The sequence below is a fragment of the Bacillus australimaris genome, from assembly GCF_001307105.1.
In the GTDB taxonomy this organism is placed as follows: Bacteria; Bacillota; Bacilli; order Bacillales; family Bacillaceae; genus Bacillus; species Bacillus australimaris.
The window spans coordinates 14429-28901 of record NZ_LGYN01000028.1 but is presented as its reverse complement, the minus strand read 5'-3'; the positions used below and the strand labels follow the sequence as shown (position 1 = coordinate 28901).

The window sequence follows — 14473 nt, the reverse complement described above, 5'->3', positions numbered from 1 at the left end:
AAAATTCGTGACATCTTTGTGAAAACGAGTCGGTAATTCACGATACCCAGCTGATTTTGTCTTATAATAAGAAGGAGTCATGGAGGTGGCACTATCGTGAAAAATTTCATTACGGCTTTACCAATTCTGTTGCTGCTGTCGTTTTCGTTCGTGTCTTTTGCCTTCCAGTTTGATCATCTTGTTTATTTCAGACTAGCGCTGGGGATCTTTTCGTTAGCGGGTCTTTTCTTTCTGTATACACTTAAAAGAAACATGAAATGGTTCATGGTCTATTTATATGCGAGCTGGATCATTCTTGCTGCCGTCACAACATTTGAGGAACCAGTTTTTTCTCAATTCTTCTTCGGTGGTTTAACGATGACAATGGGTTATCTCACATATATGCTCATTTATTTAGGAATGAAGCAGGACCGTGTAGCGAAATCACATTAAAACAAAAGCCGATAAAATCGAATAACAGATTTTATCGGCTTTTTTATTTGTGTTGAAGCAGACAAAAGAGCAGCCAGCTATGACTGCTCTTCTTGTACTTATGATTCACGCCCAGCAGCTGCAAGCTGCTTCTGGTGTTTTTTGTCGATGGTTTCGTATATACTTTCCATCATTTTAGGATCGCGCATGATGGCCTTTTTGTTCTCTTCAATCAATTGCTGATAGGTTTTGATCTTCTTTTTAGACATGTGACTCATCGCTCCTTTATCAGAATAGATGTCTATATGATTTCACACAGATGAAATTGATAATCATTTTCAATTAGCAACTCCATTATACAAAGACAAATGTCAGAAGTAAAGGTTCAATTCAGAAAATTCACGTAAACGACATATTCCCAGCGGCGTCGACGGCGAATTCTTTCCCAGGAAATAATTCCTGTCAATTCTTGTCGTGATCGGGACATCTTAAGTTCGTGAAACGTTTTGTCCGCATATCTCGTCTTATGTAGAGATTTGAAGTTATAGGTTGCGGAGAAATAAAAAAGACACCAGCAAAAGTTTGCTGATGTCCTTTATTCAAGTAATTAAGAAACGTGCTCTTGAAGAAACTCTGTCACTTCTTCAGGCGATTTTGCGTTTGCACTGTGTAAATGACCTGTTTTTTCACCATTTTTGAAAATTAACAGGCTTGGAATACCCATTACCTGATACGTTTCCGCTAATTCAGGGAAATCATCTTTGTTTATTTCAAACCATTCATGGTGAGCATAAGCTTCTAGGATTTCTGGGATGAACATGTCCATTCTTGTGCAGTCAGGACACCATGTTGCAAAGAATTTAACGATGACTTCTTTGTCTGATTGAATAATTTCATTAAATTGTTCAGTACTTGTGATTTTTTTCAATTTGTCACAACTCCTTTTCAATGTCATTTTAATATAAAATAAAGGCGAATGACATACAAATGCTCAGGAGGCGCTTACAACCTTTACAAATCATTTCAATTTCGTAACAACAAAAATTAATTAGAGCATTTTTACTTGAAAGTGATAAGATAGTAAAGATGAATTTTAGTGGGGGGAGTATCCATTGAAAATAAGTTTAGGATTAATTTACGGCGGAAAGTCAGCCGAACATAATGTATCACTGCAAACAGCCCTTGCAGTTACAAAAGCACTTAACACTGAGAAGTTCGATATACATCCAATTTATATTACAGAAGAGGGTGAATGGCTAAGAGGAGAAAAACTCACTGAACCAGTATCAAACGTCAAAATGCTTCAATTTGAACAGAACGCAAAGACGTTTTTACCAACTTCTTTAAATGAAAGCATGTTTCCACAGCCTGCATCAGCTGATGAAAAAATTGATGTTGTCTTCCCATTGCTGCATGGACCAAATGGTGAAGATGGAACCATGCAAGGATTACTTGAACTGTTAAATATCCCGTATGTCGGCAACGGCGTTCTCGCTTCTGCTGCGGGTATGGATAAAGTCATGATGAAAGATGTGTTTGCACAAGCAGGACTTGCACAAGCAAAGCACCTTTCCTTCAATAAAAAAGACTATGAAAAAGCGACACCAGACAGCTTAGAACAAGTCGAAAAAGTACTTGGCTATCCATGCTTTGTGAAGCCTGCCAACATGGGGTCAAGTGTTGGAATTAGTAAATGCCGCAACAAAGAAGAACTGCAGACCGCATTCGACCTCGCTTTTCAATATGATCGTCGTGTAGTCGTAGAAGAAGGCGTCGTTGGAAGAGAAATCGAAATTGGTGTATTGGGCAATGACGAGCCAAAATGCTCTGTCGTTGGTGAAATTGCACCTAAAACAGATTTTTATGACTACAAAGCAAAATATGAAGATGGCGATACAGATTTGATCATTCCTGCGAGTGTGTCAGAGGATGAGTACAAGACGATTCATGATATGGCGATTAAGGCATTTAAAGCCCTCGATGGCTCTGGTCTTGTACGTGCAGACTTCTTCCTTACAGAAAAAGGCGAAGTGTTGATCAATGAAGTGAATACAATGCCTGGATTCACACCATTTAGTATGTTCCCTCTGCTTTGGAAGCAAACTGGTGTAGAGTATCCAGAGTTGATTGAAAAGCTGGTGTCACTTGCAATTGAACGCCATCAAGAAAAACAAACCATTAAAACCACTTTTTAATGTAAGCAGCAAGCAGACACTATCCTTATAGGTAGTGTCTCTTTTCCTTCAAACGTGAAATGAGAAAGAGAGGCGAAAAATCATGATCAAACGTACAGTGAAACAAATCACCCAAATGGCTGGTGGAACACTATCTAATCAAGCTTTTGGCGAAGAGCAGATTCACGGAGTGACAACAGATACAAGAAAAGTATCAAAAGGCGCACTGTTTATTCCGCTTATTGGAGAACATTTTAATGGTCACACATTTGCTTCAAAAGCAGTGGAGCTGGGAGCAGCTGCTGTTCTTTGGAATCAAAAAGAAGCCAATCCACCGGAAGGCATTCCAGTTATTCTTGTTGAGGACACACTGACTGCACTTCAACAGCTGGCGAAATCATACTTAAAAGAAGAAAACCCTCGTGTTGTTGGTATTACAGGAAGTAATGGGAAAACCACAACGAAAGACATGATTCATTCCGTTCTGCAAACGGCGTACAAAGTTCATAAAACAGACGGTAATTTTAATAATCATATCGGTCTTCCGCTTACCATTCTTGCGATGCCAGAAGAGACAGATATCGCTGTATTAGAGATGGGTATGAGTGCAAAAGGCGAAATTGAATTTTTATCAAACCTTGCTGAGCCGGATGCAGCAGTGATCACAAATATCGGGGAATCTCATATGCAGGATTTAGGATCAAGAGAAGCCATTGCTGATGCAAAATATGAGATTACAAAAGGGTTAAAAGAAGATGGCATCTTTTATTACTTAGGAGATGAGCCTTTGCTCCGAGAAAGAGCAAATTCACTTTCGCTGCGTGTGAAAACCTTCGGAGAAGCAGACGACTGTGATATCAAGGTGACACACATCAACCAGCTTGCAGAAGGAACAGAATTTCAAGTCGAAGGGTATGCTCAAGGGTTTCTCATTCCTGTATTAGGGAAACATAATGTGAAGAATGCACTTGCCGCTATTGCGATAGGTCAGCATTTTGGGCTGAATGAAAGACAAATCGCCCAAGGACTGATGCAAACCAAGTTGACAGGGATGCGTCTTGAGCTGTTTAAAACAGAAAACGGAATTACTGTCATCAATGATGCGTATAATGCAAGTCCAACTTCTATGAAAGCTGCAATTGATCTTGTAGGGGATATGGACGGCTTTGCAAATCGTATTCTTGTACTTGGAGACATGCTTGAAATGGGCAGCGAAGAAGAAACGTATCACTATGAGCTGGGCCGTTACATCAAGCCCGAATTTATTGATCATGTCTTAACGTATGGGCGCCTAGGTGCATTCATTGCTGAAGGAGCGAAGAAATCATTCGGGGCTGAGCACGTGTTCTCCTTTACGGATAAAGAGGATCTGAAGAAAAAGTTAGCTGAAGTGGCAGGGCCTGACGATGTTGTGCTTGTCAAAGCCTCACGCGGAATGAGATTGGAAGAAGTCATTACTGCACTATAAAAGGAAGCGGCAAAGAAGGTGACAGAATGATTGGCTGTTTATGTATCCACGGTTTTACTGGTGCTCCTTATGAAGTAGAACCGCTGGCACAATATTTAAAACAGGCGGCAGATTGGAACGTGCAGTCTGTCACGCTTCCAGGGCATGGAGAGAAGCTTCGGTTAAAAGGCATTCTCTATCAAGAATGGATTGCCACTGCTGAACTAGAACTCTTATCCCTTTCCCGAACCTGTGACACCATTTATTTGATCGGCTTTTCGATGGGCGGAATGATTGCATCTTACTTAGCAGCGAAGTATCCAGTTGCCCGTCTCGTTCTTTTAAGTGCTGCGGCAAAATATGTGAATCCGAAACAAATGATGCAAGACACAAGGCAGATGGTAAAGGAGTCTCTGTCTGGCATAATTCATGCGAATCCTTTGTATGACCGGTATCGTCATAAGCTGTCCAGCACGCCGCTCTCAGCTGCAGTGGAATTTATGAAGCTGGTGAAGCAAACGAAGCGTTCGCTTGAGAAGCTCCATCTTCCTGTGTTAATTGTTCAAGGTGAAAGCGACGGGATTGTGCCTGCTTCTAGTGCAGAATTTATTTATCATAAGGTTCCGTCCCACCAGAAAGAAATGTTTTATTTGCCTGATTGTAAACATCATGTTTGTCATGAGCCATGTGCCCAGCAATTGTTTGAGAAAGTAGAACATTTTCTAAAAAAAGCAATTTAATATATAGAAAAGCTAAAATGTGGCTAAACTAATATAAATTGAATCCCACTTGTTAAAATTTGCATCATTTTTGTCGAATGAGTGACAGGCCTATGTTACAATAGGAAAGAAAAGGTGGTTGATTCGGTTGTTTCAATATGACGGAAAAACCTTTATCCCGCAGTCTAATTCGAGTAACGGAGAAGTGTCGGCAGGAACTAAATTTCAATATCGTCAGGACGGAAATATATTAACGGGCACATACCAAGGCGGCAGTATTGTATCTGGCGTACTTGTAGGAACTGTGAATGAGGATGGAACACTTCATTTTAGATACCACCACGTAAGCAAGGACGGCAGCATGAGAAGCGGCTCTTGCAATTCCACTCCAAAGCAGCTGGGTAACGGGAAAATTCAACTGTTCGAAAAGTGGAAATGGATGGACGGAGATCAAAGTGAAGGTGAATCTGTCATTGTAGAGCAGTAGATATATCCATTTCTGTCTTGTTGAAAAACAAATAGTGTAATGGTAAGATATAAGGTAGGGTAATTCGGGCTTTGTATATAATGGACCTGTCCTTTTAGAAAAGGGCAGTTTTTAATGATCATTCACGAGATTACTGAAACAGCAATTAGAAGGAGTTTGAATAAATTGACTATAACGTTTCAAGATTTTCAATTAAGCGAAAGTCTCATGAAAGCTATTAACCGCATGGGATTTGAAGAAGCAACACCGATTCAAGCAGAAACGATTCCTCTCGGTCTTCAAAATAAAGATGTCATCGGACAAGCACAAACAGGAACAGGAAAAACTGCAGCGTTTGGTATTCCTCTGGTTGAAAAAATCGACCCAGCGTCTCCAAATATCCAAGCGATTATCATTGCGCCAACAAGAGAATTAGCGATTCAAGTATCTGAAGAGCTATATAAAATTGGACAAGACAAGCGTGCACGCGTACTTCCTATTTACGGTGGACAAGATATCGGCCGTCAAATCCGTTCGCTCAAGAAAAATCCTCATATCATCGTAGGGACTCCAGGACGTTTACTCGATCACATTAACCGTCGTACAATGCGTCTTCAAAATGTTGAAACAGTCGTGCTAGATGAAGCAGACGAAATGCTAAACATGGGTTTCATCGAAGACATTGAAGCGATCCTTTCAAATGTACCAAGTGAACACCAAACACTTTTATTCTCTGCGACAATGCCTGCACCAATTAAGCGCATTGCAGAGCGTTTCATGACAAACCCAGAACACGTAAAAGTAAAAGCAAAAGAAATGACTGTATCTAACATCCAACAGTTCTACTTGGATATTCACGAACGTAAGAAGTTTGACACGCTGACTCGTCTTCTTGACATTCAATCACCTGAGCTTTCAATTGTCTTCGGCCGTACAAAACGCCGTGTTGACGAATTGACTGAAGCACTTAACCTTAGAGGTTATACAGCTGAAGGTATTCATGGTGACTTGACTCAAGCGAAACGTATGGTTGCGCTTCGTAAATTCAAAGAAGGTTCAATCGATGTGCTTGTCGCAACAGACGTTGCAGCACGTGGACTTGATATCTCAGGCGTTACACACGTGTATAACTTTGACGTGCCGCAAGATCCAGAGAGCTACGTACACCGTATTGGACGTACAGGTCGTGCAGGACGTACAGGTATGGCGATGACTTTCATCACACCACGTGAAAAAGATATGCTTCGTGCGATTGAGCAAACGACTAAACGTAAAATGGATCGTATGAAAGAACCTACACTAGATGAGGCGATTGAAGGACAACAGCAAGTAACAGTTGACCGTCTACGCACAATCATCAGTGAAAACAACTTGAACTTCTACATGACAGCTGCTGCTGAATTGCTAGAAGATCATGATTCTGTGACAGTGGTTGCAGCTGCCATCAAAATGATGACAAAAGAGCCGGATGCAACGCCTGTTCGTTTGACAGATGAAGCACCAATGATTTCAAAACGTCATCGTAACAACCGTAGCTCTTCTAAACGTAGAGAAGGCGGCGGTGGCGGAGGCTACCGTGGAAAAGGCAAGAGCACTCGTTCATCTTATGGTGATAAAAAGCGTTCTTCAAATGACCGCAATCGTTCTTCTAACGATCGTCGTCAAAAGAAATCTTATAACAACTAATATACAAGAGCGAATCCTTTGCAGGGTTCGCTTTTTTTAACAGCTGATTGAAACTTTTTAGGCTTTGTTTCGTAATATATTGATAGAAAAGTAAGAGAATGGGGGAAGAATGTGAGAAAACAGCCGCAACGTCAAATTAGTTTAAACGGTTTAAAGGTATGGCGCCTTCAAAATGGAATTATCTCATTGATTTTCTTACTCATTATCATTGGGGTATTTGTTACTAGTTATTATCTTCAATGGCCATATTGGATTGGGGCCATCCTTTCTGGTTTATGGGTCTTACAGGTGATTTTTGGCATTTGGCTCATACCAAAAATCCGCCATCACATCTGGCGCTACGAAGTTTTCGAAAATGAAATTGAAATACAGCATGGACTCTTTCGCGTCACACGTGTGATTGTGCCGATGGTGCGTGTTCAGCATGTTGATACATCACAGGGACCGCTATTAAGGCGCTACCGTTTGGCATCTGTTCAAATTTCGACTGCTGCCACAGTGCATGATATACCAGCGCTGGAATTAGAAGAGGCAGATGAGCTTCGTGACTACATATCCCGTTTAGCGAGGGTGACAGAAGATGATGTCTGAACCAAAACGTGTACATCCAATCTCGATGTTCATTGATTTTATATCAGATGCCGTATCCATGATCAAAAACTTCATTATCCCTTTTTTCGTGTTGATTTTTGTGAACTCGAATTCGAGTATTCGTTTTTATGCATTTATCATTCTTGGTGTGCTTCTTTTATGGAAAGCTGTTTTTACTATTTTAGAATGGAGACGATTCACCTATCGGATGGAAGACGATGAATTTCGTGTGGAATCGGGTGTGATCACGAAAAAGAAAAAATATATCTCGTTGGAACGAATTCAAACGGTCAATACAAGTGAAGGCATTTTCCAACGAATTTTCGGTTTGGTGCGGGTCCAAATCGAAACGGCAGGCGGTACGGATGGGCCAGAAGTCAGCCTGACCGCAATTACAAAAGCAGAAGCGGAACAGTTAAAGCAGTCGATTTTCAACCGGAAGAAAAGCTTGCAGCAAGAGGAAATGACTGATGAAGCAGGTGATCTGCATGACCATATCGCTGCGCAAAAACCTGTACAGGAAGAAATCAATGTCTCTTATCGTATGGGTGTGCCAGAGCTGCTTCTGGCTGCGACCACTTCAAGCGGTATCGGAGTCATTATATCCGGGTGTCTCGCCATCTACACACAAATAGATGAAATTCTTCCAATGGACGGGTTCTTCAAGCAATTCTCTTTTTTAAGCCATGCGAGCGTTGAAATCTATGCGATTTTGATATTTCTTGCCGTATTGATCGCGTGGATCCTGAGTGTCGGCGTCACAGCACTTCAGTATGCGAATTTTGCTGCAAAACGAAAAGGGAAGGACATCATCATCACAAGAGGACTCATCGAAAGGCATCAGATGACCATTCCACTTGCGAGAATTCAAGCAGTGAAAATCAAAGAAAATATTCTCCGTGAACCTTTTGGTTTTGCGACGGTGATGCTCGTTAGTGCAGGAGGTTCTATTACAGAAAAAGAAACCTCTTCCGTCTTATTTCCGCTCATTCGGAAGAAGAAAATCAATGAATTGCTGTCACAATTCACCGATCACTATCATGTAGCACCAGAAACTGAGCTGAAAAAGGTACCAAAGCGTTCACTTAAACGCTACTTGATTTCTTACGGCTTTGTTCCATTACTAGTAGGTGTGATCCTGTCTGTGCGCATTCCGCCGTGGGGGTATTTGGCACTTATCCCGTTGCCGCTTGCTCTATTCTTTGGCTATTTAGCTTATAAACAATCAGGATATACGATCAAAGATCCATTGATTCAAATGACATCAAGAGGAATTGGCAAGACGACAGGTATTGTTTTGAGAAAACGCATGCAAAACTATACGATGACGCAATCTTTTTTTCAAAAGAAAGGCCGAGTCGCAAGTATTCACACCTTTGTGAAATCCTCTGCACTGCTCGATTCCTTTGGTGTGCATCACCTTGAGGAAGAAGATGCTGCACGTGTATTTGATTGGTATTCGTATGAAAAAAATGAATCGTCTTAAACAAAAAATGTCGATCCGCTTCCACTTAAGGAGCGATCGACATTTTTTATGAGATTAATAGTGTCTTTTTTTCGTATGAAAGAATAGCGTGATCGGTGCTAGGATCATGCCGCCGATCAATCCAAATAAGTGCGCCATGATATTGATGTTCGAGTTAACGAACGTCATGATGACAGAAACAGCAAGAATCGTTAAAATGACTTGAGAATTGCCGCGGTCCATCATGTGCGGTTTAAACAGGACAAGGTATAGATAAACTCCAAACAAACCGAAAATTGCACCAGAAGCGCCAACGTGTACATACTCTAAAGGCTCCACCCAATAGGTTCCGAGATTGCCAATGAACCCTGCACCTAAATAAATGATCAGAAATCGAACCTTCCCAAGCAAATGTTCAAGCGCTGGGGCGAATAAGAAAAGGGACATGGAATTGAATAAAATATGCGTTAGACTTCCGTGAAGAAAAATAGGTGTGACGAGCCGCCACCATTCTCCAACGGCTACACCATAATTGAAACCGACGAGGTGATCCTGTCCAAGCTGTATAATAGGGATAGGAATCGCAAATATCAGCCACAGACCGATTTGTAAAGCGAGGATCGCTGTGACGATTGGATACGATCGAATAAATTGTTGAAAGTTCTCCGTTCGAATAAACATAACAAACCCCTTTTGACTAGATATTGGTAAGTTTATAGTAACACGTTTATGAAGCGAACACTCAAATTAGTACGAGTATCATAGGAGGTACCTCATGATTAAAGGAATAGGCATTGATATTGTAGAAATGGACCGGCTCTCACGAGTGCTCAGCAGACAGCCCCGTTTACCAGAACGAATTTTGACTGTACGTGAACAAAATATCTTTGGTGCACTCAGTGAAAAAAGACAGCTGGAATATTTAGCAGGACGTTTTGCGGCAAAGGAAGCTTTCGCTAAGGCATACGGAACGGGAATCGGTCAGCATTTAAGCTTTCACGACATTGACATCCAAAAAGACGATAACGGAAAACCCTTCATCAAAAGTGAGAAAGCGGAGGGAGATCAGGTTCATGTGTCCATTACCCATACAAAGGAATATGCTGCTGCACAAGTTTTAATTGAAAGGTTGTCAAGCTAGTCTGCATATTGTTTGTCCCCCCTTCATATATTGGGTAGTGCGATAAGGAAGGGCGAGTTGCTAACAGGCTTTGATGGTTCGCGGTACGCAGTTAACTCTTGAGGCGTACTGTTAAAGTCAAACAAGCGGTTTCTTCCTTTTAACACAATTTATGAAGGGGTTGAAAAGGGTGAGAAAAAGCTTTGTTTTGCTTGTAACGGGAATCCTTTTTGTACTGATTCTCTCCGCATGCGGTCAAAAATCTCAGCAGGATATCGTTGGAGATTTAAACAAAAAGGCAGAGGAAATGACATCATACAAAGCCAAAGCAAAAATGACCATTGAGACAGGAAATGACCCGCAGGAGTATCAGGTAGAAATTTGGTACAAGAAGCCGGAACTTTACCGTGTCTATTTAGAAAATCCGAAAAAGGATCAGAGTCAAGTCATTTTAAGAAATGGCAATGGTGTGTTTGTACTGACACCTTCATTGAACAAGAGCTTCCGTTTCCATAGTGATTGGCCGAATAATAGCAGTCAGGTCTATTTATTTGAATCACTCGTGAAGGACATTAAAAATGACAGTGCAGCTCAGTTCAAAGCGAAAGAGTCAAAGTATGTGTTTGAAACCAAAACCAATTATCAGCACAACCAAATGCTGCCTACCCAAGAGATTATCTTTCATAAAAAAACAATGGCGCCTGCCAGTGTGAAAGTGCTGGATAGCGATAAAAAGCCAATGGTGAAAGTAGAATTCTCTCACTTTGAATTCAATAAATCCTTTGATAAAGATGCATTTGATGAGAAGAAAAACATGACACTCTCTCAAATGGATGTTGCCACAAGTGCAGACCCATCTGACAGCTTTGCGGTGAAAACACCAGTTGATATGCCAGAAGGCGTGAAGAAGATGGAAGAGAAAGAAATGACGACAGATGCTGGGAAGCGTTATGTGATGACATACGGTGGAAAGAAATCCTTCACACTCATTCAGGAAAAAGCGAGAGTGGCTGAAGCATCTACGCCTGTGACGATGAACGGTGAGCCAGTCGATCTTGGCATGACAGTAGGGGTTCTCACAGATCAATCCCTCTCATGGACATCTGATGGAGTTGACTACTTAATTTCCTCAAGTGATCTAACGAAGGAAGAGCTTTTGATGGTTGCAAAAAGTGTAGAAGGCCAGTCAGCTAAATAAATGGATCTCAGGCGAAAGCCTTAAAGATGAAGCATCAGCCCTGTGCAAGGGCTGATTTTCTTTGATTTGTTTCACATTATTCTTGATTTTTAGTATCATATGAGGGTATTGAATTATTCAATAGGGAAGTGTGACTGATGGACACAAATGCCTTTTATAGAGACACATGGGCAGAAATTAATTTAACAGCAATCAAAAATAATGTTTCACATATGAAAGATCATATCGGTCAAAAAGTGCAGCTAATGGCCGTTGTGAAAGCCAATGCATATGGACATGGAGATATAGAAGTGGCAAGAACTGCCCTTAAAGCAGGAGCAGATTTGTTAGCCGTCGCCTTTTTAGACGAGGCCATTTCTTTAAGAAATAAAGGCATCAAAGCACCGATTCTTATACTCGGCGCAGTACCGCCAGAGTATGTCAAAACCGCTGTTCGATACAACGTCATCATGACCGCTTACTCCATCGAGTGGCTGAGAGAAGTCGCCAGCATAATGAAAGGGCAAATGGGACAACCCATTCGTTTTCATTTGAAAATAGACAGCGGAATGAACCGTTTAGGTGTGAAAACGTTAGAGCAAGTCAGCGAAGTAAAGAAGCTTGTCAGCGAGCATTCTTATTTACAGCTGGAAGGTGTATTTACTCACTTTGCGACAGCAGATGAAAAGGATGAAGACTACTTTGAACGGCAGGTCGACACCTTTCAAACACTGCTTCAGCCGTTTCAAACGGACAAACTGCTCGTTCATTGCGCCAACAGTGCAGCGGGTTTAAGGTTTAAAGAAGTGTTGTTTAATATGGTTCGCTTCGGCATTAGTATGTACGGGCTGTCGCCGTCTGAGGAAATCAAAGATGAACTGCCTTTCAAGCTGGAAGAAGCCATGTCTCTTCATACTAAGCTAGCCCATGTGAAGCTCATTCAAAAGGGTGAGAGTGTCAGCTACGGAGCGACGTATACAGCCAATCATGATATGTGGATCGGTACAGTTCCAGTCGGCTATGCAGACGGGTGGATCAGGAAGCTGGCAGGAGCGGAAGTGCTTGTGGGTGGAAAGCGCCGGAAGATTGCCGGAAGGGTATGTATGGATCAATTTATGGTTGAACTGAAAGAGAATCTCCCAGTAGGAGAACCAGTCGTTTTGATTGGTGGACAAGGTGAAGAAATGGTATCGGTCGATGAAATTGCAAAAAGGCTTGAAACCATTAACTATGAGGTCACTTGCTCGATTGGCTACCGCGTCCCAAGAGTGTATCTAGAGGATGGCAAAAGGGTGCATGTACGGAATCCGCTGCTTCAAGGCGGGGCAAGCTTTTTCTAACAGCTTTTACAGGAACGGTGGTCAAACTGACATCGTTCTTTTTTATTCTACAAAGAAGAGGTAAACATTCTCCCTTTTTTAGAGATTTTGGAAATACCGTATGATTTTCGGAAAAAAGCGTATAATGGGAAAGAGGAACTCCATTATCATCTTGATTTACGGGTGGCGAGCCGCTTCATGTTCTAATAAGAAATCATGAAAAAACAGCTTTGCTTGTGCATTGAATAATGGTATGATTAGTCTTGGAATGGATCGATACGGTATCCGTAAGTTTTGTGGAGGTGTATGTTTTTTGTCTGAATCCAGCGCAACAAACGAAATGAAGATTCGACTACCGGAGGCTTTGATGTCTGAAATCGAACGAGTAGCAGAGCAGGATAAGGTAACAAGAAATGAATTGATCTACCGAGCGACAAAAACGTATATTCGTGAACGTAATATTCGACAAAATCGTGAATCGATGAGACGCGGCTACATGGAGATGGCGAAAATTAATCTGAATATCTCTTCAGAGGCACAATACGCAGAATTTGAGGCTGAGAATACAGTTGAGCGATTAGTCAGCGGGGGTTAAACATTTGATTGTTAAACGCGGTGATGTTTACTTTGCTGATTTATCTCCTGTTGTTGGCTCCGAGCAGGGCGGGGTTCGCCCAGTATTGGTGATTCAAAATGACATTGGAAATCGCTTCAGCCCGACTGCTATCGTTGCAGCCATAACAGCCCAAATACAAAAAGCGAAATTACCGACTCACGTCGAAATTGATGCAAAGCGCTACGGCTTTGAACGAGATTCTGTCATTCTTTTAGAGCAGATTCGTACAATCGATAAACAAAGATTGACAGATAAAATCACACATCTTGATGATGAGATGATGGAGAAGGTTGATGAAGCCTTACAAGTTAGTTTGGCTCTTATTGATTTTTAATATGGTGACATTTGGTTGCTCTCTTGGGAGCAACTTTTTTTTGTGTTCAATTTTTTTTAACGTTATAATGAAGAAAGATTAAAAGAAGTGCTGTTTATGTACGTAGGGGGTAAAACATGTCGAATCATATCGTGTTAGCTTTCGCAAGGGAGCATCGAGAGGAATTACAAAAAGAGTGGACGGACATTTTTAGACGACTCGGAGAAAAAGAAACGGACATGATGCTGAACGACAAAATGTATGAAACCATCTGTTCGGAATATGTTCAATTGATTATTACATCTCTTTCAGAAGGATATGCTGAAGATTTTGAAGAAAAAGTGCAAACTTTTGCTTTAAAAATCGTTCAAATGGGTATATCACTTAAGTTACTGGCAAATGGTCTAACGGAAATCCGTACACATTTATACCAAAAAATGAACGACGACAAAGATACAACAGAAGAAAGTCATGACCTCATCTGGCAAATCGACCGGTTCATCACACCTATTCATAACGAAATTTTAAACCAGTACTCCATCTCATGGGAGAAAACAGTCAACCTTCAAAAAATCGCGCTGCAGGAACTTTCTGCCCCGCTCATTCCGGTATTTGAGCATATCACCGTCATGCCGCTTGTTGGAACAATTGACACAGAACGTGCGAAAAAAATTATGGAGAACTTGCTGAATGGTGTCGTAAAACATCGTTCACAGGTCGTCTTGATTGATATAACGGGTGTCCCTGTCGTTGATACAATGGTAGCGCATCATATCATTCAAGCATCAGAGGCTGTGAGATTAGTAGGTGCGAAGTGCTTGCTTGTCGGTATTCGTCCAGAAATAGCCCAAACCATTGTGAACCTTGGAATTGATTTATCTCAAGTTACAACAAAGAATACCCTTCAAAAAGGAATTCAAACTGCTTTGGAAATGACAAATCGAAAAATTGTTTCATTGGAGGGATAAA

17 protein-coding genes are annotated in these 14473 nt (G+C 41.3%); 14 read left to right on the top strand and 3 right to left on the bottom strand.

From position 1 onward, the window contains the following. Positions 1–96 precede the first annotated feature (96 nt). Positions 97–432 (top strand): hypothetical protein, encoded by a 336-nt coding sequence (locus AKG37_RS15920; RefSeq protein WP_008359528.1) that lies wholly within the window; start codon positions 97–99, stop codon positions 430–432. Positions 433–530: 98 nt separating this feature from the next. Here AKG37_RS15920 and fbpB read toward each other — a convergent pair whose 3' ends face one another. After that, a complete protein-coding gene (fbpB, locus tag AKG37_RS18660; protein ID WP_003214266.1) occupies positions 531–680 on the bottom strand; it encodes a Fur-regulated basic protein FbpB in 150 nt (49 codons plus the stop codon). 338 nt (positions 681–1018) lie between these two features. Continuing rightward, positions 1019–1339 carry a thioredoxin family protein gene (locus AKG37_RS15915; protein WP_060699701.1) on the bottom strand — a complete coding sequence of 107 codons (321 nt, stop codon included), beginning with the start codon at positions 1337–1339 and terminating at the stop codon, positions 1019–1021. 184 nt (positions 1340–1523) lie between these two features. On the opposite strand from AKG37_RS15915, the gene AKG37_RS15910 reads away from it, so the two are divergent. The 7 genes from AKG37_RS15910 to AKG37_RS15880 all read left to right on the top strand — a co-directional run bounded on the left by AKG37_RS15910 (position 1524) and on the right by AKG37_RS15880 (position 8980). Next, entirely contained in the window at positions 1524–2606 is a 1083-nt protein-coding gene (locus tag AKG37_RS15910; protein WP_060699700.1) for a D-alanine--D-alanine ligase, read from the top strand. Positions 2607–2688: 82 nt separating this feature from the next. Further along, positions 2689–4053, top strand: a complete 1365-nt coding sequence (locus tag AKG37_RS15905) for a UDP-N-acetylmuramoyl-tripeptide--D-alanyl-D-alanine ligase (protein WP_060699699.1) — start codon at positions 2689–2691, stop codon at positions 4051–4053. Between the two features lie 26 nt (positions 4054–4079). After that, complete coding sequence (locus tag AKG37_RS15900) at positions 4080–4772, top strand: alpha/beta hydrolase (RefSeq protein WP_060699698.1); 693 nt, start codon at positions 4080–4082, stop codon at positions 4770–4772. Between the two features lie 127 nt (positions 4773–4899). Then, positions 4900–5238 (top strand): avidin-fold protein, encoded by a 339-nt coding sequence (locus AKG37_RS15895; RefSeq protein ID WP_060699697.1) that lies wholly within the window; start codon positions 4900–4902, stop codon positions 5236–5238. 165 nt (positions 5239–5403) lie between these two features. Further along, a complete protein-coding gene (gene cshA, locus AKG37_RS15890; RefSeq protein ID WP_060699696.1) occupies positions 5404–6903 on the top strand; it encodes a degradosome RNA helicase CshA in 1500 nt (499 codons plus the stop codon). A 111-nt stretch (positions 6904–7014) separates the two neighbouring features. Next, the gene (locus tag AKG37_RS15885; RefSeq protein ID WP_060699695.1) at positions 7015–7494 is read left to right on the top strand and encodes a PH domain-containing protein; all 480 of its coding nucleotides are present in this window, start codon (positions 7015–7017) and stop codon (positions 7492–7494) included. Next, positions 7484–8980: a PH domain-containing protein gene (locus tag AKG37_RS15880; RefSeq protein ID WP_060699694.1), complete on the top strand. Its 1497-nt coding sequence runs from the start codon at positions 7484–7486 to the stop codon at positions 8978–8980. Before AKG37_RS15885 ends, AKG37_RS15880 begins: the two co-directional genes overlap by 11 nt. Positions 8981–9034: 54 nt before the next feature. On the opposite strand, the gene AKG37_RS15875 is transcribed toward AKG37_RS15880, so the two are convergent. Next, positions 9035–9640: a rhomboid family intramembrane serine protease gene (locus AKG37_RS15875; RefSeq protein ID WP_060699693.1), complete on the bottom strand. Its 606-nt coding sequence runs from the start codon at positions 9638–9640 to the stop codon at positions 9035–9037. Positions 9641–9734: 94 nt separating this feature from the next. Between AKG37_RS15875 and acpS the strand changes: the two genes are divergently transcribed. The 6 genes from acpS to AKG37_RS15845 all read left to right on the top strand — a co-directional run bounded on the left by acpS (position 9735) and on the right by AKG37_RS15845 (position 14472). Next, positions 9735–10100: a holo-ACP synthase gene (gene acpS, locus AKG37_RS15870; protein WP_060699692.1), complete on the top strand. Its 366-nt coding sequence runs from the start codon at positions 9735–9737 to the stop codon at positions 10098–10100. 160 nt (positions 10101–10260) lie between these two features. Beyond that, complete coding sequence (locus tag AKG37_RS15865; RefSeq protein WP_149865102.1) at positions 10261–11277, top strand: LolA family protein; 1017 nt, start codon at positions 10261–10263, stop codon at positions 11275–11277. A 137-nt stretch (positions 11278–11414) separates the two neighbouring features. Further along, positions 11415–12596, top strand: a complete 1182-nt coding sequence (gene alr / locus AKG37_RS15860) for an alanine racemase (RefSeq protein WP_060699690.1) — start codon at positions 11415–11417, stop codon at positions 12594–12596. Between the two features lie 292 nt (positions 12597–12888). Next, positions 12889–13170 carry a hypothetical protein gene (locus AKG37_RS15855; protein WP_003214273.1) on the top strand — a complete coding sequence of 94 codons (282 nt, stop codon included), beginning with the start codon at positions 12889–12891 and terminating at the stop codon, positions 13168–13170. A gap of 4 nt (positions 13171–13174) precedes the next feature. Continuing rightward, a complete protein-coding gene (ndoA, locus tag AKG37_RS15850) occupies positions 13175–13525 on the top strand; it encodes a type II toxin-antitoxin system endoribonuclease NdoA (protein ID WP_024425388.1) in 351 nt (116 codons plus the stop codon). Between the two features lie 116 nt (positions 13526–13641). After that, positions 13642–14472, top strand: a complete 831-nt coding sequence (locus tag AKG37_RS15845; RefSeq protein ID WP_060699689.1) for an RsbT co-antagonist protein RsbRA — start codon at positions 13642–13644, stop codon at positions 14470–14472. The last annotated feature ends 1 nt before the right edge of the window (position 14473 follow it).